This window comes from Intestinimonas timonensis (assembly GCF_900626145.1).
In the GTDB taxonomy this organism is placed as follows: Bacteria; Bacillota; Clostridia; order Oscillospirales; family Oscillospiraceae; genus Intestinimonas; species Intestinimonas aquisgranensis.
This window is the reverse complement of the sequence record NZ_LR130817.1, coordinates 80,702-96,087: the sequence shown is the minus strand read 5'-3', so window position 1 is coordinate 96,087 and position 15,386 is coordinate 80,702. Positions and strand designations below refer to the sequence as shown.

Sequence of the window (15,386 nt, the reverse complement as noted above, 5' to 3'; positions counted from 1 at the left end):
GAAGTGGCTTAATGCGCTCCAAAGATGGATTTAGACAGGCTCCCGGTCTTGAACAGCACGAAGCACAAAAGAACCGTGTACCCCACGCAAGTCCAGATGGCGTTCATCATATCGCCGTCCGTGGCGATACTCTGCACCAGCACGGCGTAGATCGCCACGCACACCATAATGAGCATCCCTTGGAAACCGACAGCGAACAGGGACTTGAAATAGTTGTGGCCCATGTGGCCGACCTCCCGGTTCACGCTGGTGGCAAAGGGAATGGGGGCAAGGCTCGTCATTAGGTAAATCTCAATCATACGCCCGTAGACGATGACGAAAATCACGATGTTTAAGGCCGTCATGGTGAACTGCACGAAGAAGGATTGCAGGAAGATACCAAGGAGCGGCCCCAGCTCCATCGCTTCAAGCTGGGTCTGCATATCGTTCAGAACATCCGGCGTGACGGCGGTGGAACCTTGTATCAGGCCTGCCGACTGCTGAATGACCTGCTGGGACACATCGAACACCGCCATAACGATGTTGAAGGTGTTTGACAGTATCATCACCGCAACAAAGGTCTTAAAAATCCACTTGAAGAAGATCCATGTGTCGAAGTTGTGTAGATTGTTGTGGTCTATCAGCATTTGAATGAGCTCATAGGTCATCACGAAGGTAAGCACCAGCCCGGCGATAGGCAGGATGACCGTTTCGGAGAGCTGCCGTATCATGGAAAAGACCCCGGCGTTCCATGCCGCCGGGGTCGTCCCTACCTGCGCCGCAATCTCTCCGACCTGCTCATTCACATTGGTAAAAAGCCCGCCGAGGTTTCCCATGATACCCTCGACCAACAGCCCTTTGAGCCATTCCGTGATAGCGTCGAAGATACTTTGCATAGCTTACTCCTTTGGGAAGATTAGAACAGGTTTGCCAGCAGAGGGATCAGGTTCATACCCAGCAGGACGATACCGCCGCCAGCCATGAGCTGTTTTATCCCTAATTAAGAGTAAAACCTTGCTCGATGGCGGGCGGCGGCGTGTCAAAAAATATATGGAATTGTTTTAGAACTGCCCCGGCGTGGACAGGTCAGCCCTTGACCTGTTCTACCTCCGGGATGGGTTTGAGATTGAAGTGAATTTCGATAGAAATGTGTCGTGTTTTATCGCTGTCGATGTGTTCATGGACAACGATTTCTTTAATCAGGCAGTTTAAGGTGGCTGCGTCCAGCTCCGTGATGTCGGCATATTCCTGAATGGCGTCCACCCATTGTTTGGCGTCCATCGCCAGCCGCATTTCATCGGCCAGCTTCTTGCGCCCCTGTGCAACCCGTTCTTTCAACTCGGCCTGTTCTTTCTGCGTCTTGTCCAGCATGAGATTGAAGTTGGCTTCGCTGATCCGCCCGGCAACCATGTCCTCATAGAGCCGCAGCACCATCTTTTCCAGCACCTCAATCCGTTCCTCGTCTTTTGTCAGGGAACGCTCCAACGCTTCCCGCTGGCCTTTCTGCTCGGCTTCGCAGGTGTTGCTCAGCTTCCCGGCAATGGCTTCCCCATCGGTCAGGGCGGCCTTGGCACACTCCCGGATTTTGTTCAGGACAAGGTGGTAAAGGGTGTCGTACTCCACCCGGTGCTGGGTGCAATGGTTCTTGCCAAACGCCCCATAGGTCTTACAGGCGTAAATCTGCTGCGGGTGCTTGGCGTGGGTGGTGCGGATGGTCAGCGACTTGCCGCACTCGCCGCACTTGATAAGCCCGGCAAACAGGCTGGTTTCCCCGTCCTGCCGGGGGCGCTGGCGGGATTTCAGCTTGTCCTGCACGATGGCAAAACTTTTGCTGTCAATCAACGGTTCGTGCCGCTGCTCCACCACGATCCAGTCCTGCGGCTTCTTCTCGCCAATGGTGCCGATTTTGAAGCGGTAGTCCTTCTTTTGGGAAGCGATCGCCCCGGTATAAACGAGATTCATCAGGATGTCCTTTATCACGGAGAAATCCCACATATACCGCCCGTTTTCCGGGTCTTTCTTTTCCCATTTGGTGCGGACATTGCGGAAGCCCCGTTCCCGGTTCCACCATGTAGGGCAAGGCACCTTTTGTTCTTCCAGCCTGCGCCGGATGAAGTTGGGGCCGTGTCCTTCCAGCGCCCAAAGGAAGATTTGCCGGACAATAGGGGCGGTTTCCTCGTCCACCAGCAGGTGGTTTTTGTCCTCCGGGTCTTTCCGATACCCAAAGGGAGCCACACAGCCGGTAAACTGGCCTTGCTGGGCTTTCAGCAGATACGAGGAATGTACCTTCTTGGAAATGTCCTTGCTGTACATCTCGTTCAGGATGTTCTTGAACGGCGCAATGTCGTTGTTATCCCGCATGGTGTCGATACCGTCATTCATGGCGATATAGCGGACGCCGTGACGGGGGAAGAAGTCCTCGATCAGTGTGCCGGTCTGCAAGTAATTTCGACCCAACCTCGATAAATCTTTCGTTATCACAAGATTTATCTGCCTGCGCTCGATGGCTTTTAACATCCGTTTCAGGTCGGGGCGCTCCATGTTCAGCCCCGTGTAGCCATCGTCCTGATAGACTGCCACAACCTCCCATCCCTGCTTTTCGCAGTAGCTTTCCAGCATATCCCGCTGGTTGGCAATACTGGCGCTCTCCCCGTCAAGGTCATCGTCTTTGGAAAGCCTGCAATAGATGGCCACCCGGAAGCTGCCCGCCAGAATTGCGTCCATGCCTGTGTATTCATATCCGTTCATCATAACCGTTTACCCGCACAATCCAGACGGAACACGGTTCTTCTGAACCTCGTCTTTATTATATCCTAAATCTTGTGTTTTCGCAAGATTTTCCTTCCCGGTATTCTGCCCATATTTTTGGGCAATCAGGCTCACAAAGACATCCGCTGCGTCCAGCTCACCGTCAAAAACTGTGGTAACATGAATCTCTGTTTTCGTTTTTGCCATAGGCAGTTATCCTCCATAATAGAATAGCCAGACAAGGAGAAGGTCGGCAACGAAGTCCGGCAACGGGCTTCAAAAAACCTCAAAACCATCTCTGTCTGGCGGTTTGGTTACAATTTATATTTTCTTTTATTTTTCTGTTGCTTTGGTTGCTGATAGGGGAAAAAGCCCGCAATTACGGGGCTTTCCCCGGCAACCAGCCCGGCAACGGGAGTGCAACAAAGTCGGCAACGAGGTGGGATTTTCAGAAAGGAAGCTCCATCTGCTCTGTGACCTCCACAAATCCCTCCGGAATTTTTTCGGCTCCGTTGCTGGTATCCGTTGCCGGGGCTTCACGCTCCCAGCCCTTTTGCCTGCCGTATTCCGGGAACATCCGGGGATTGGAAAAGTAGTGCCAGCCTGTGACACAATGGTTCATAATGTCGTTGACCTCCCGGATTTCCCATTGCTTCGGCTCGTCAAAGGGGTGGTTCAGGGCTTCCCGGAAAAGCTGCTTGGAACACACCATGCTGCCGGTGTAGCGGTCAAGGTAGGCATGGATCATCCCGGCCTTGGTGTCCTCCGGCATGAAATCCCGCTGGTGTTCTTTGAGATAGCGCACCATTTCGGGGCTGAAAGACAGCTTAAAATCCCCACTGCGGTAAATGGTCATGGCTTCCGCCCATAGCTGCTCCATGTAGGCTCTGGAAGCGGCTTCATCGTCCAAAATATGAACGTCCGCCTGTTCCGGGTACACCATGACCGGCAGAAAGCGCCGGTTGCCGGAACGGTCAAGGGGCAGGAAGTCCAGGGCATTGGAAGTGCCGCCGAACACGCATTGCCGCAGCCTGTCCTCCGGGTGGGTTTCGTATGGGATTTTATAGACCTCCTTCTGTCGGCTCAAAAAAGACTTGATTTCCTCAATGCTCTTGGCGTTGGCGGTAGCGATCATCTCCGACATCTCAATAATCCAATGGCCTTGCAGTTTGCGGTACACATTGTCATCGTCCAGCTTGCGAAGGTCATCGGAAAACCACTCGTCTTTCACGGCCAGCAGCCGGAAAAAGGTAGATTTCCCGGCACCCTGACCGCCCACCAGACAGAGCATGACCTCAAACTTGCAGCCGGGATGAAATGCCCGGTGGATGGCTCCCAGCAGGAACAGCCGCAGGGCTTCATAGGTGTACTGGTCGCTGTCGGCTCCTAAAAAGTGGTGCAGACAGGTACGGATACGCTCGGTTCCGTCCCATGAAAGGCCGTTCAGATAGTCCCGGATGGGGTGATAACCGTTTTCGTTGGCAACGATCCCGATGGCGGCGGCAATCTTCTTTTCGCTGGTCAGCCCATAGGTTTCTTCCAGATACAGGAGTAGATAGTTCATATCCGTGTCCGTGATGGCGGTGCCGGTACGGTGGTAGCCGATGGGCTTGATGATGTCAGTGCGCTCGGTCAGCAGATTTTTGGCGATTGCCCCGGAAAGCAGCGGGTCATTCTGAAAGACGGTCAGGCAGTTGCGGATACTGTTGCGGACGCCCCCTTTCTCGGTGCTTTCCAGCATGGCTTTGACTTCCTCAACGCTCCGGGGCGGCGGTGCTCCTTGCATGGTCTGTTCTGCGGCCTGCCGTATCTCCGGCGGCAAGCTCTGCCATTCGTCTTTCAAGATTGCTCACTTCCTTTCCACAGTCGATGATAAAGGCTGCCCGTTCCTCCATATCCGGGGAGAACAGCACATCCAGCAGATAGTCCACATAGTCCTGTTTTTGCAGGGCTTCCACAAACAAAGGGTGGAAATCCTCGTCTGGTGTGTTGGGGGCATAGTCCCGTTTCCAGTGGCGCAGCAGGTTTCGATAGTCGCACAGCACCCGGAAGCAGTACCGTTCCATACGGCGGAACCGCTGTTCCGGGGTTTCCTGCCGGGGCTTCCTCTGGCTCCTGCTGTGGGATGGCTCCTTGTCCTCATAGGGGATAGAAAACTCCTGTGCCAGCATGAGGGCGGCTTCCTTTGGGCTGACAGCTTCCAGACGAGAAACAAAGTCGATCACATCCCCGTCTGCCTGACAGCCGAAACAGTGAAAGCGCCGGTCAACCTTCATGCTTGGGTTTTTGTCGGTATGGAAGGGACAGACGCACATTCCGTTTCGTCCCACCCGGATTCCGAAATGCTCGGCAGCCTGCTGGGTGGTAACAGACTGCTTGACAGCTTCAAATACATTCAACTAAATCCTCCCGAAAATAAGAAAAGCGCCTGTCATTCTCGAAAAGAAAATGGCAAGCGTCTGTTAAAGTTCCATATCCTGTTTTTTCTCTGTGTGGGGCTGCTGGCGTTTCTCGGCCTGTTCCTCCCGAATACGCTGCGCCCGACCTTTGACTGCCTGCTGGATGGACGGTTTCTTGCCCGGCTCGGCGGTCTGGCGGTACTGCTCGGACGGAAGCACCTGATTGAGCCAGTGGCGCACATCTCGGAGAATCTTCACATCCTCCTGTACCGTTGACAGGTGTTCCCTGTACTCGGCCACTTCTCCGGCAAGCAGCGTCCGTTCCTCGTTCAGCTTTTTGGTGCTGTACTTGGTTCCCTCCAAATGTACCTTGAAATAGCGGACAGCGGCATTGTAGGCGTCCAGCTCGTCCCGATGGGCGGCGGCAAACTGTTCCTTTGGCTGCTTAAACCGGATGGCGGCATATTCCGCATGAACCGGCTTGTGGGCTTCAAAGTTGGCGATATGGGAAAGCAGGGTGTCGATCTCCTTCATGCGCTTTTCCTTCGGCTTCATCTCTGCCCGGAGGGAAACGGCCTGCTCGCTGACGGTATCCAGATAGGCGTCCAAACTCTCCACGGTGGACAGCTCCTTTTCCCGCAGATAGCGGATAGCGTCCATTACCTTGTTGAAGTCATTTACGGTGCCTTTGAGCTGGCCTTTGCTCGTCCAGCCGGTGCGCTCTTCCCGGCGCAAATCCAGATATTTGCCCAGCAGCTCCGGCAGGGTGGGTTCCTTCGCTTCCTGCAAGGCTTCCAGCAGGGCGGCCTTTTTCTCCTTCAGGTCTGCAATCCAACCTTTCAGGTGGCGCACCATCTGACGGATGGACTGCATGAGCCGGTTGGCGGCGGTAATGTCCCGGTTCAGGTTGCCGATATTGGTCTGTATTCCTCGTTTCTCCATCTGGCTGACCGCTGGCCCCATGTGGACGGTGGGAATTTTGTCAAGTCCCTGCCGCTCATAGGAACGAAGGTCAAGGCGCTCCGGGCAGTCATTGGCTTCCAGATAGCGGTTAGCGGCAGCCGCCCAGCCCTGCCGCCATATCTCGCCGTATTTCTGGTCGTTCCAGTCCACAGTATCCTCCTTGTGGCTTTTCCAGTTCCCGGACGGGAACCGGATACGCTCGCCGTTCTCGTCAAGGTCATAAACCTTCCGGCTCTTGGGAAGCCATTTCCCGGTTTCGTCCATTGCCCGCATGGTCAGCAGGATGTGGGCGTGGGGATTCCCGTCCCCCTTATCGTGAATGGCAAAATCGGCAATCATGCCTTTGGAAACGAAAAACTCCCGGCAATAGTCCCGGATCAGGTCGGCGTGCTGCTCCGAGGGGATTTCCCTCGGTATGGCAAGTACGATCCTGCGGGCAAGCTGGGAGTTCCATTGTTTTTCTACGGCTTCGGCAGCGTTCCACAAGTTGTTGCGGTCTGCGTACTCCGGTGGGGCGTGGGGCGGCAGCATGATTTCTGTGTGGACAATTCCTCGTTTCTCGGCATAGTATTTCTGCTTCTGGTCGTACTCGGAAAACAGCCGTTCGCCGCTCTGGTAAGCTGCGGCGGCTACGGCTGACTGGCGGTTGCTGCGCTGAACGATTTTTATATCATGGTGGGGACAGGGCATAACGGGTTCCTCCTTCTTGTGGTTAATTGGATGGGGTGGCGGTTTGCCACCTTATTTTGGGCAAAAGAAAAGCAGGAAACCGTTTCTGATTTCCTGCTCGGTGGTGCCGTTGGTGGGCGGCTGGTTATTCAGTTTTAAAAGTTCGGGTCAGGTTGGACCGATGACGGAAAGATTGGAAAACTGGGATTTTACAGTGCCTTTTTAGGACAATTCTTTACACATTCCATGCAAAGAATGCATTCTGTTCCATTTTTTCGTTTTCTCGAATTATCTGTTACATCAACATCCATTGGGCACACACTTTTACACTTTCCGCATGATATACATTTTTCCTCATCACATTTGATACGCAATAAAGAAAAATAGCTTGCAGGTTTTAAGAATACAGTGACTGGACAGATATATTTGCAAAACGCTCGGTTATCCTTAAATGCAAAAGCAAGAGCAATTCCGATTGCATAATAAAGGATATTTCCAATCAGGAAACACCAGAACATGATGCGTTCAAGATTACCCACCTGAAATAAAAACAGCAAGGCTACAAAAATCAGAGATACAATAAAAGTAAAATACCGTATTCTCTCCAATTTCTTTTTGCGAGAAGTCTGTGGAATCTTGTATGGAAGAAAATCCAAGACCATTGCAGTCCAACAAGCATATCCACACCATCCTCTTCCAAAGATCAGTGGACCAAATATTTTTGCAACTGCATAATGTATTGTCGCTGCTTCAAATACCCCTGTAAACAGATAATACCAAAAGCCCTCTATCTGCATATTCTCGTTACAGATCAGCCCCAGATAAACAACCATATATAGGCCGATGAATAGTTGAACTATGCGTCTGGCATGTTTATATTCTATCTGGAAGAGCAGCAATCCAATAGCTATTACTGTACCTATATATGAGAAATTAAACAAATAAAATAGATTGTCCTTTGTCAGCCAAAGAATTACTGCTATAGCTTCAAATATCACCCAAAATCCCAGGGAGATATACCATTTCTTATTCTTAATTTTCAATTAGTTTTCCCCCGTAAATTTCCGATTTGTCATTGTTTTCATTATACTTCATCCAGCTGGGTAAGTATAGGATGATTTTGTAAACTTGCTGGACGGGAACAGCTTGCAGCGCAAGATGTTCCCGGGCGGCAAGTCCACAAAGGGGTAGCTGGCGGCAGCCAGCGCAGGGGAAGTGTAGCTTCCCCTGTGATGATTGACAGGAGCCGGAACGCTGGGGTCAATTATCCGCTTTTCGCAGGAAGCCCCCGGCAGGGCGCAACGTACCGGCTTGACCGGTGTATAGTTGCGCCCTTACTTCGTAAGGGGGTTCCCGGTTACCCGACTTTTCACGCTCTCCGCAACGGTTTCCTTTATACCAGTTTGGGAAAATGCCTGTTTCAGAATGTCCATCACATCGTCGTCCGTCAGCACTTCCGGCCTTGTCAGGAAACTTTCCAGTATAGCTCCTCTGGTACAGAGCCGGTGCGTCCGTTCCTTCCGGGTAAGTTGTTTCAGTTGGTGTTCCAGTATTTTTTCTTCGTGCTGCGCCCGCCGCAGTCTGGCTTCGCCTTTGGCAAGCTCCCGGTTGAGCTTTTCCAGCTTTTCATTCATCACGGCAGCCCTCCTTCTTGGGGAGCAGCGTGTAAATACGGTTCGGTTCTCCCACACCCCGGCGCACCCGCAGGATCAGTCCGGCATCCTCCAATTCTTTCAAGGAACGCTTGACGGTCACGGAACTGCGGGACAAGGCCGCTGCCAGCTTCACAATGGGGAAACGGACAAACAGTATCCCGTTGGTATCCTCCGCACCTCCCGCAAGGGTGGCGTCCAGCAGGCGGGCATACATGACCTTTGCGGTACTGCTGACCGGCAGCCTCAGCATGGCGGTGGGAAGTGGCATACAGGGCGGCAGAACGGTGTCTGCGGTCATAAATTCAAAATCCATTTAGTCGGTTTTCTCCTTTCGCTTGGCTCGTTTGGACAGGTAACGGGGGCAGTCAATCACGACAGCCCGGAAGCTCTGTTTGCACTCATGCTGACACTTCCGGCACAGGTCGTTGTAGGTCACACGCCCCCGGTCATTGAGGAAGAAGGACAGCTCCAACTTCCGTTTCTTGCTCATTCTCGGCATGGTGCCTCCTATCATAGAAAATCCGCCCATTTCAGCCGTAACGGTGGAGATGGGCGGATAGCGGTTTTTGGTGTCATGTTTCGGGGCGATTTTCAAGAAAAATACGGCCATAGAGCCGCTTGGAAAAGCCCCATAGTATCACGGATGGGGCAGACTACACCCTGCCGATTTGTCGTGTTTGGGTAGCGTTTTGGTGTCAGTTCTGCCGGGTTTCCCTGATGTCGTTCCTGCCCCTGAATCTCACAGCAGCGTTTCGTTCCCGTTGGTACGCTCGCTGCGGTCAAGGTTCCTCCAACTCCTTGCAGCAGGTCGTTGCGCTACATCGCCGGGGAGCATATCCCATCAGGCCGGTCATTCGATTGGAATAATCCATCGATGAACTGACTTAATCATAGCTCATTTTTGAACCCTTTCCCGTATGTCCAGAAAGTAGGAATACCGCCCCAAAATCGAAAATTTCCACGATTTCGGAACGGTATGGTATAATGGTTATATATTCTCGAAAACCACATGGAAAGGGAGTGACAAACCGATGAAAGACCATGTTTCCTTGCAGGAACGGTTGAAAGATTTACGGGTGGAAAAGGGGCTGAAGCTGGAAGAACTGGCGGAAAAGACCGGCATTTCAAAATCTGCTTTAGCCAGCTATGAAAATGAAGAAAACCGAAATAAGGAAATCAATCACGGCAACCTTATCACACTGGCAGACTTTTATGAGGTGTCCATTGACTATCTGTTCTGCCGGACAGAAAACCGGGAACAGATCAACACCCCGCTGTCTGAACTGCATTTGACCGATGAAGCTGTGGCGCTTCTGAAAAGCAGACGAATCAATACCCGGCTGCTGTGCGAGATGATGTCCCACGAAAAATTTGCGGAGCTGATGGCTGACGCAGAAATCTATGTGGACGGAATGGCTACCATGCGGTTCCATGACATCAATAGTACGCTGGCCGCTGTAAGGGCAATGATACTGGAAGAACATCCCGAAGCTGCCGCAGACCGTTCCCTGAAAATTCTGGAAGCCGGTCAGATAGAGGAAGAAGATTTTTTCTGCCATGTGACACACAAAACATGGGACGCAATCCTTCACGATATACGCAAAGCCCATGAGAACGACATGGAGAGTGCGCCGGATACAACTCCCGCCGATGAACTGATAAAGGAAGTCCGAAAGGCCATGCAATCCCCCGGCGATAGGGTGCAGGAATTTCTGGAAATCTTCTGCAAGGCGTTCCAGCTAAAATATAAGCGGCTCACAGATGAGGAAAGAACGACCCTGAAAAGGCTGTTCAAAAGATCGCCGCTGATAAAACATTCGGGGATCAACTTCCGGCGCAGGTCGTGGAAATAAAAACTGCCGTTGGGGGAATTATGTTCCTTCAACGGATTTGTAGGCCTTTTTGCGCATGGAGTGGATTCCGGCGGCTTTCATTAGCCGGTGGACCCTCCCGCGTGAGCAGGAATTGCTAGCCTTCAACATGTGATATAGGCTGTCCAGACCCAACGCGGGGTATTTCTCATGCAAATATACCAGTTCTCTCGTTAACGCCTGATTGTGCTGTGCCCGCTGGCTTTGACGGCGTGTAAGCCAGGCATAGTACCCGCTTCGGGAGATTTCCAGCAAGCGGCATAATTTCTCCACAGAGACTCCCGAACGGTCGGCCTTGATGTACCGATATTTGTCCTCTATGGTCTGGAAAGTATGCCGACGGATTTTTTAGTACGTCAATAACCTCATCTTTCTCTGCTAGCTGCTTGCGCAGTGCACGCACCTCCGCTTCCAGCTCACGTGTCCGGCGGCTGTCCCGGTTCTGGCGGTCTGCCTGACCTGCCTGTACGCCTGCGGCCTTCAGCCAGCTGCGCAGGGTGTCGATGCAGATACCAAGTTCCTTGGCAACCTCTGTGCTCGGACGGCCCTGTTCTGTCACCATCCGGATCGCTCCGGCCTTGAACGCCTCGTCGTACCGGGGCGGCGCTATCCCTTTTTTGCGTTTGTTTTCCATTTCCTTTGTCCCCTTTCCTTTCCATTATAACGAATGTTTTTTTGTCCATCAATTCGGGAAAGGGGGCAAATGCAAAAATGACTGGTGATCCTAAGTACACTAAGCCCGGTGCAAACGGTGGAATCAAACTTCGCTTTGTATCCGATGAAGCAGTGTATGTTGTTGAGAACTGCAATGTAAACCAGGGCAAGAGTCCATTGACAGCTTATTTAGACAAGAGAATTTGGGCTTACATCATTGTATCCGTAGTACTGTTTATCTTGCTGACTGGCAACATTAATATCTTTACTAATATCGCTCTGAAGATAGTAAGCTACATCATGCAGGTTCTAGCTGCTCTGGGATAAATACTATCATAATGAGATGAAAAACTAGAGGTGAAGTCATTTGATTATAGAATGGCATCACCTCTTTTTATTATTCAGTTACTATGCTTGAGTTGTGCTTGCGTTCAGAAATCATCATTTTGTGAAATATGGGTTACCTTACAATCACTTTCAGCATACCAACATACAATCTTTCAAAGTACTATAAATAGCAAAAAATTGTATGGGTTAATATACTGGTAGAGAAGTAAGAGAGTTGAGCATTACAATTACATTGTTGTATTCAATAGTCCAGAATAATGTACACTTACTGATTTACAATTAAACTAAGGCATAGGATGATTTTAGTTTACTATTTAATTATAATATGCTATGATATAAATTGTGATTTGAAAATTACAATTTTATAAGTGGTTATTAACCCTCACAGGGTTTTAATAAAACTATAATTAGTTTTTTATAAAGGAGATTAACTATGAAATTTAATTTAGAAAGAGCTGATAAGAAAGCAAAAGAAAAAGAAAATCAATTTTTTCCAATAGATTTAAACGAAGGAAATGTACAAGCAATATTTAATCGATGTTTAGCAAAAGAAGGAGAAGCAACTACATATGCACAAGTATTGCAAAAGGCTCTATCAGGTAAGGATTCAGATTTAGTTAGATTTAGTAAAATTAGAATTGCTCAAAATTCTAAAAATATATCTTACCTATTAGGACAATTAGACGGCGCACATAAAAAAGAAGGTCTTATGCTTTTAGAATATGGAATTATGAATTATAATGGAAAAAAATGGACAACTAGTGCAGATAATCTTCTTAAATTATATGAATTGGGAATGGTAAATATTAATTTAACACCATTTTCATTACAAGAAGATGGAGAATCGCTTGTTACTGATATTAGTTCAATCAAACCTACCCTTTCTCCAAAAGACCCAAATTTTCCTGAGTGGTGGGAAAAGCATAAATCAGAATGGGAAGAACCTAAAAAAGAAGGTCAAGAACCTGCAGATGACTAAAATGTAAAAAGCATTTGACTTTAATAAAGTTTAACAATATAATAATTATGGGGATAATCTTACCTTGTGTAAATTATCTTCCAATGTAGTTGAACGACCCTCCAAAAATGGTGTATCGTTCAACCTACCCTCTCACATTGTGAATTGCAAAATTTAACCCCTGCAAGACTAAAAATCTTGCAGGGTGTTTTTATACTCTGATATATATATGTAAGACCGCAAGGCAGGTTGCCCTCTCAACGGCAGTTTTGAATCATATATGAATTTGGAAATCCCGAAACTTAAACAATCCATTTCCCTGTTTGAGTTTTCCGGCTCTCGATAATTGTGCAAATCCGGCTTCAATGTCAGCAATCAAAGAAACAGGAATATCCAACTGATGGTGTCCGGGCAGCACTTTTTTTATTTTGTATTTCCGTATCCGCCTTATAGATTGATAAAATAGTTGCGGATCAGTAGTTGGGTAAAATGCGTCAAGGCTTCCTTTGTATATCAAATCCCCGGAATACAAGTAATTTCTTTCTGGCTCGTAAAAGCAACAATGTCCGGGAGAATGTCCCGGCGTGTGAATAACCTGAATTTCCCGTCCGCCTAAATTCAGAAAATCTCCATCCTGCAAGATTCTTTGTGGCATACCTTGAAATATCTGATAGGCGTTAATATCAAAATCTCTTGGAAAATTACAAGGAAGTCTTGTTAAATTGTTCTTTACAACTTGCAACGGTATCGGAAACCTGACTGATAACCAGTCCTTTTCCGCTTCATATACAGCGATATTATCAAAATACTTATGCCCGCCGATGTGATCCCAATGAACATGAGTAGTAATTGCCATAACAGGCAGTTCTGTTAGACTGTCCACAATTTTTCTGATATTAGAAACGCCTAAGCCTGTATCAATGAGAATAGCGCATTTTTCTCCACATAATAGATAGCAATGTGTTTCTTCCCAGTGTTTGTATTCACTAATAGAGAATGTATCACGGTCTATTTGCGCAATGGTAAACCAATTATCCATTTTCCACTCTCTTTTTTTACTTGCGAATGACCATTTTCATGCCAGAACCGCAAAAGTCATTCGGAATCCGTTTGAAGCCCAGTTTTTCATAAAACGGCTCTTTTCCTTTTTCTGAAATCAACTGGATACTGGTTCGTCCTCCGTCTGGCAGCTCCTTAGTGGTATATTCTATAAGCATACTGACAATTTTGCTTCCAATCCCTTTCCCTTGATAAACAGGATTGACTACAATATCAGCTATTACCAGATACATACCGTCGCCTATCAATCTGCCCATCCCAACAGCCTGACTATTTTCAAAAACTGCAACGGTATATAAGCTATTACTCAATGCAGCCTGTGTCTGCTCTTTAGAAAAGTTAGTCCATCCAACGCTTTCCCTCAGTCGGCAATAATCTTCATAGCATAATACATTTTCCTGATACTCCATATCTTGTGTTTCCTCCTATGAATCTTTTTCGTCCTGTTTCAACTCAATCACATCCAAAATCCCACAATTCAGGGTTTCACAAATCTTCGTCAGCGTTTCCATGCTGATATGCTTGCCCTTGCCCATGTTGGCGATCATGTTGGTGGTCAGACCGGCGGCCAGCCGCAAGTCCTCTTTCCTCATGCTGCGATCCTTTAGGGTATTCCATAGCGGCTGATAGCTGATGTGCATAGGCGTCCCGCCTTTCTCTCCATCGTCAAATGTACTGCACTCATTATAGCAGAAATCTTGTGTTTCCACAATATTTCTTGACCGCACCACCGGTTCCGTCTGGATTGTGCTTTTCCTTTCTTCGCTTTTGTTACATCTAATTAGCCATAAGCTGCTTCATGCCCTGGCTCTTGCTTGCAGGGTTGTCGGCGCCGTAACCTTCCAGCAGGTTGACGATACCCCACGCACCGAGGCCGCAGCCGATAGCCATAACCAGAACCTTCAGAGTGTCAACAGCAGAAGCGAAAAATTCCATATACATTTCCTCCATTTGATAAAAAGATTGAATTGTGGGTAACAAAAAAGCCGCCCTTTCAGGCGGCGGCGAACCTCGGGCCAACTTGGCCCGAAGTCCATCTATCAGTTAAACGAAATCGTCTGCGCTGTCCAGATCGTCATAATTGAGAATGTCAGCGTCCTCGTCAGAGGCGTCCACCTCATACACCGTGTATTCTTCCTCGGGCTTTAGTCTCAATCGCCGGGAAGTCAGGCGTTCCAGATGAAAGGCGTTCCGTTTACTGTCATATTCCGCTGTGTAGCGGTAGTTGGGGTGCTGCTTCAAATCATACTTGGGCGAAAAGAATGGGGGCAGGCCCCGAAGCTGTAACAGGCACTTGTTTCCGGGCATGGTGGTGATCTCGCTGGTGGTCAAAAGCTCCCGGCCCAGTCGCTGGGTGTTGAGCCCGTAGCTTTCCGACTGGCCCCTTGTGCGGCTGTCTGTCTGCATGGAGATGGTGGCCTTGCCCAGCCAGTTTTCCGATATGTCCTTTAGGGTGGACGCTTCACGGCCTCCCAGAAACACAATGCTGTCCATGTTGCCCATGATGGTTTCGGCGTTGTCTTTATACAGGGCCTTGCACTGGCTCATGGCCTGATAAAAGAGGGTCAGACTGACTTCTCTTGACCGAATGACAGCCACGATTTTTTCCAGTCCCGGCACCTGTCCGGTGTTGGCCGCCTCGTCCCACAGCACCCGCACATGATGGGGCAGGCGGCCTCCGTATTTGTTGTCGGCCCGTTCACACAGAAGGTTGAACATCTGCGAAAAGGCAAGGGCCACGATAAAGTTGTAGGTGGTGTCTGTATCGCTTATCAGAAAGAACAGGGCCGTTTTCTCATCCCCGAGCTTGTCAAGCTCCAGCTCGTCATAGCTCATAATCTCCCGAAGCTCCGCTATGTCAAAGGGGGCCAGCCGGGCTCCGCAGCTAATCAAAATCGACTTGGCTGTTTTGCCAGAGACGAAAAGTCAAGGACTTTTTCATCAAATTCAAAAAGAAGTCACATTTTGCGGACTTCCTCACGGAGCAGACGCTTGATTTTGTCCTCCATTGTCTCCTTGGCGGTCTCGCTGAAATGCACACGGACGATATAGGTTGTCTTGCCGATCTGCTTTCTCACAGTCG

General features: G+C 49.3%; 19 protein-coding genes and 2 pseudogenes. 3 read left to right on the top strand and 18 right to left on the bottom strand.

Going from position 1 to position 15,386, the window contains the following annotated elements; translation table 11 throughout:
* Nucleotides 1-8: 8 nt before the first annotated feature.
* From E0E29_RS06530 to E0E29_RS06475, 11 genes are all read right to left on the bottom strand, one after another.
* Entirely contained in the window at nucleotides 9-875 is an 867-nt protein-coding gene (locus tag E0E29_RS06530; RefSeq protein ID WP_118572181.1) for a VirB6/TrbL-like conjugal transfer protein, CD1112 family, read from the bottom strand.
* Nucleotides 876-895: 20 nt separating this feature from the next.
* Nucleotides 896-961 carry a Maff2 family mobile element protein gene (locus tag E0E29_RS06525; RefSeq protein WP_438821672.1) on the bottom strand — a complete coding sequence of 22 codons (66 nt, stop codon included), beginning with the start codon at nucleotides 959-961 and terminating at the stop codon, nucleotides 896-898.
* Between the two features lie 104 nt (nucleotides 962-1,065).
* Nucleotides 1,066-2,730, bottom strand: coding sequence for a recombinase family protein (locus E0E29_RS06520; protein WP_130849191.1), 1,665 nt, complete (start codon nucleotides 2,728-2,730; stop codon nucleotides 1,066-1,068).
* 6 nt (nucleotides 2,731-2,736) lie between these two features.
* A complete protein-coding gene (locus E0E29_RS06515; RefSeq protein WP_015536493.1) occupies nucleotides 2,737-2,934 on the bottom strand; it encodes a hypothetical protein in 198 nt (65 codons plus the stop codon).
* Between the two features lie 241 nt (nucleotides 2,935-3,175).
* The gene (locus E0E29_RS06505; protein ID WP_130849190.1) at nucleotides 3,176-4,468 is read right to left on the bottom strand and encodes a virulence-associated E family protein; all 1,293 of its coding nucleotides are present in this window, start codon (nucleotides 4,466-4,468) and stop codon (nucleotides 3,176-3,178) included.
* A gap of 13 nt (nucleotides 4,469-4,481) precedes the next feature.
* Complete coding sequence (locus tag E0E29_RS06500) at nucleotides 4,482-5,126, bottom strand: CHC2 zinc finger domain-containing protein (protein WP_130849189.1); 645 nt, start codon at nucleotides 5,124-5,126, stop codon at nucleotides 4,482-4,484.
* Between the two features lie 63 nt (nucleotides 5,127-5,189).
* The gene (gene mobQ, locus E0E29_RS06495) at nucleotides 5,190-6,779 is read right to left on the bottom strand and encodes a MobQ family relaxase (RefSeq protein WP_130849188.1); all 1,590 of its coding nucleotides are present in this window, start codon (nucleotides 6,777-6,779) and stop codon (nucleotides 5,190-5,192) included.
* Between the two features lie 188 nt (nucleotides 6,780-6,967).
* The gene (locus tag E0E29_RS06490; RefSeq protein WP_423202436.1) at nucleotides 6,968-7,801 is read right to left on the bottom strand and encodes a 4Fe-4S binding protein; all 834 of its coding nucleotides are present in this window, start codon (nucleotides 7,799-7,801) and stop codon (nucleotides 6,968-6,970) included.
* Nucleotides 7,802-8,092: 291 nt separating this feature from the next.
* Nucleotides 8,093-8,392, bottom strand: coding sequence for a DUF3847 domain-containing protein (locus E0E29_RS06485; RefSeq protein ID WP_207303580.1), 300 nt, complete (start codon nucleotides 8,390-8,392; stop codon nucleotides 8,093-8,095).
* Entirely contained in the window at nucleotides 8,385-8,726 is a 342-nt protein-coding gene (locus tag E0E29_RS06480) for a DeoR family transcriptional regulator (RefSeq protein ID WP_117477603.1), read from the bottom strand. The genes E0E29_RS06485 and E0E29_RS06480 overlap by 8 nt, the downstream gene beginning before the upstream one ends.
* Complete coding sequence (locus E0E29_RS06475) at nucleotides 8,727-8,912, bottom strand: hypothetical protein (protein WP_130849186.1); 186 nt, start codon at nucleotides 8,910-8,912, stop codon at nucleotides 8,727-8,729.
* Between the two features lie 532 nt (nucleotides 8,913-9,444).
* Here E0E29_RS06475 and E0E29_RS06465 point away from each other — a divergent pair.
* Nucleotides 9,445-10,266: a helix-turn-helix domain-containing protein gene (locus E0E29_RS06465; protein WP_130849185.1), complete on the top strand. Its 822-nt coding sequence runs from the start codon at nucleotides 9,445-9,447 to the stop codon at nucleotides 10,264-10,266.
* 166 nt (nucleotides 10,267-10,432) lie between these two features.
* On the opposite strand, the gene E0E29_RS06460 is transcribed toward E0E29_RS06465, so the two are convergent.
* Nucleotides 10,433-10,918 (bottom strand): transposase, encoded by a 486-nt coding sequence (locus tag E0E29_RS06460; protein ID WP_130849184.1) that lies wholly within the window; start codon nucleotides 10,916-10,918, stop codon nucleotides 10,433-10,435.
* A gap of 77 nt (nucleotides 10,919-10,995) precedes the next feature.
* On the opposite strand from E0E29_RS06460, the gene E0E29_RS06455 reads away from it, so the two are divergent.
* On the top strand, nucleotides 10,996-11,265 hold the full coding sequence (locus E0E29_RS06455) for a hypothetical protein (protein WP_130849183.1): 270 nt from the start codon (nucleotides 10,996-10,998) through the stop codon (nucleotides 11,263-11,265).
* 454 nt (nucleotides 11,266-11,719) lie between these two features.
* Nucleotides 11,720-12,265, top strand: a complete 546-nt coding sequence (locus E0E29_RS06450; protein WP_130849182.1) for a hypothetical protein — start codon at nucleotides 11,720-11,722, stop codon at nucleotides 12,263-12,265.
* A gap of 253 nt (nucleotides 12,266-12,518) precedes the next feature.
* Here E0E29_RS06450 and E0E29_RS06445 read toward each other — a convergent pair whose 3' ends face one another.
* The 6 genes and pseudogenes from E0E29_RS06445 to E0E29_RS06420 all read right to left on the bottom strand — a co-directional run.
* Complete coding sequence (locus tag E0E29_RS06445; RefSeq protein ID WP_130849181.1) at nucleotides 12,519-13,283, bottom strand: MBL fold metallo-hydrolase; 765 nt, start codon at nucleotides 13,281-13,283, stop codon at nucleotides 12,519-12,521.
* A 16-nt stretch (nucleotides 13,284-13,299) separates the two neighbouring features.
* On the bottom strand, nucleotides 13,300-13,713 hold the full coding sequence (locus E0E29_RS06440) for a GNAT family N-acetyltransferase (RefSeq protein WP_087203490.1): 414 nt from the start codon (nucleotides 13,711-13,713) through the stop codon (nucleotides 13,300-13,302).
* Nucleotides 13,714-13,728: 15 nt separating this feature from the next.
* A complete protein-coding gene (locus E0E29_RS06435) occupies nucleotides 13,729-13,944 on the bottom strand; it encodes a helix-turn-helix domain-containing protein (protein ID WP_130849180.1) in 216 nt (71 codons plus the stop codon).
* 142 nt (nucleotides 13,945-14,086) lie between these two features.
* A pseudogene (locus tag E0E29_RS06430) lies at nucleotides 14,087-14,239 on the bottom strand (Maff2 family mobile element protein); the annotation flags it as partial.
* A gap of 108 nt (nucleotides 14,240-14,347) precedes the next feature.
* A pseudogene (locus E0E29_RS06425) lies at nucleotides 14,348-15,220 on the bottom strand (VirD4-like conjugal transfer protein, CD1115 family); the annotation flags it as partial.
* Between the two features lie 41 nt (nucleotides 15,221-15,261).
* Nucleotides 15,262-15,386: transposon-encoded TnpW family protein (locus tag E0E29_RS06420; protein ID WP_242622543.1), on the bottom strand; the 125-nt coding region annotated here is incomplete at its 5' end.

What these genes read in the sequence shown, in the direction of transcription:
- E0E29_RS06475 (WP_130849186.1), bottom strand. Translation starts at nt 8,912, where the DNA reads ATGCCGAGAATGAGCAAGAAACGGAAGTTGGAGCTGTCCTTCTTCCTC.
- mobQ (WP_130849188.1), bottom strand. Translation starts at nt 6,779, where the DNA reads ATGCCCTGTCCCCACCATGATATAAAAATCGTTCAGCGCAGCAACCGC.
- E0E29_RS06455 (WP_130849183.1), top strand. Translation starts at nt 10,996, where the DNA reads ATGACTGGTGATCCTAAGTACACTAAGCCCGGTGCAAACGGTGGAATC.
- E0E29_RS06465 (WP_130849185.1), top strand. Translation starts at nt 9,445, where the DNA reads ATGAAAGACCATGTTTCCTTGCAGGAACGGTTGAAAGATTTACGGGTG.
- E0E29_RS06480 (WP_117477603.1), bottom strand. Translation starts at nt 8,726, where the DNA reads ATGGATTTTGAATTTATGACCGCAGACACCGTTCTGCCGCCCTGTATG.
- E0E29_RS06485 (WP_207303580.1), bottom strand. Translation starts at nt 8,392, where the DNA reads ATGAATGAAAAGCTGGAAAAGCTCAACCGGGAGCTTGCCAAAGGCGAA.
- E0E29_RS06460 (WP_130849184.1), bottom strand. Translation starts at nt 10,918, where the DNA reads ATGGAAAACAAACGCAAAAAAGGGATAGCGCCGCCCCGGTACGACGAG.
- E0E29_RS06445 (WP_130849181.1), bottom strand. Translation starts at nt 13,283, where the DNA reads ATGGATAATTGGTTTACCATTGCGCAAATAGACCGTGATACATTCTCT.
- E0E29_RS06440 (WP_087203490.1), bottom strand. Translation starts at nt 13,713, where the DNA reads ATGGAGTATCAGGAAAATGTATTATGCTATGAAGATTATTGCCGACTG.
- E0E29_RS06530 (WP_118572181.1), bottom strand. Translation starts at nt 875, where the DNA reads ATGCAAAGTATCTTCGACGCTATCACGGAATGGCTCAAAGGGCTGTTG.
- E0E29_RS06435 (WP_130849180.1), bottom strand. Translation starts at nt 13,944, where the DNA reads ATGCACATCAGCTATCAGCCGCTATGGAATACCCTAAAGGATCGCAGC.
- E0E29_RS06505 (WP_130849190.1), bottom strand. Translation starts at nt 4,468, where the DNA reads ATGCTGGAAAGCACCGAGAAAGGGGGCGTCCGCAACAGTATCCGCAAC.
- E0E29_RS06450 (WP_130849182.1), top strand. Translation starts at nt 11,720, where the DNA reads ATGAAATTTAATTTAGAAAGAGCTGATAAGAAAGCAAAAGAAAAAGAA.
- E0E29_RS06515 (WP_015536493.1), bottom strand. Translation starts at nt 2,934, where the DNA reads ATGGCAAAAACGAAAACAGAGATTCATGTTACCACAGTTTTTGACGGT.
- E0E29_RS06520 (WP_130849191.1), bottom strand. Translation starts at nt 2,730, where the DNA reads ATGATGAACGGATATGAATACACAGGCATGGACGCAATTCTGGCGGGC.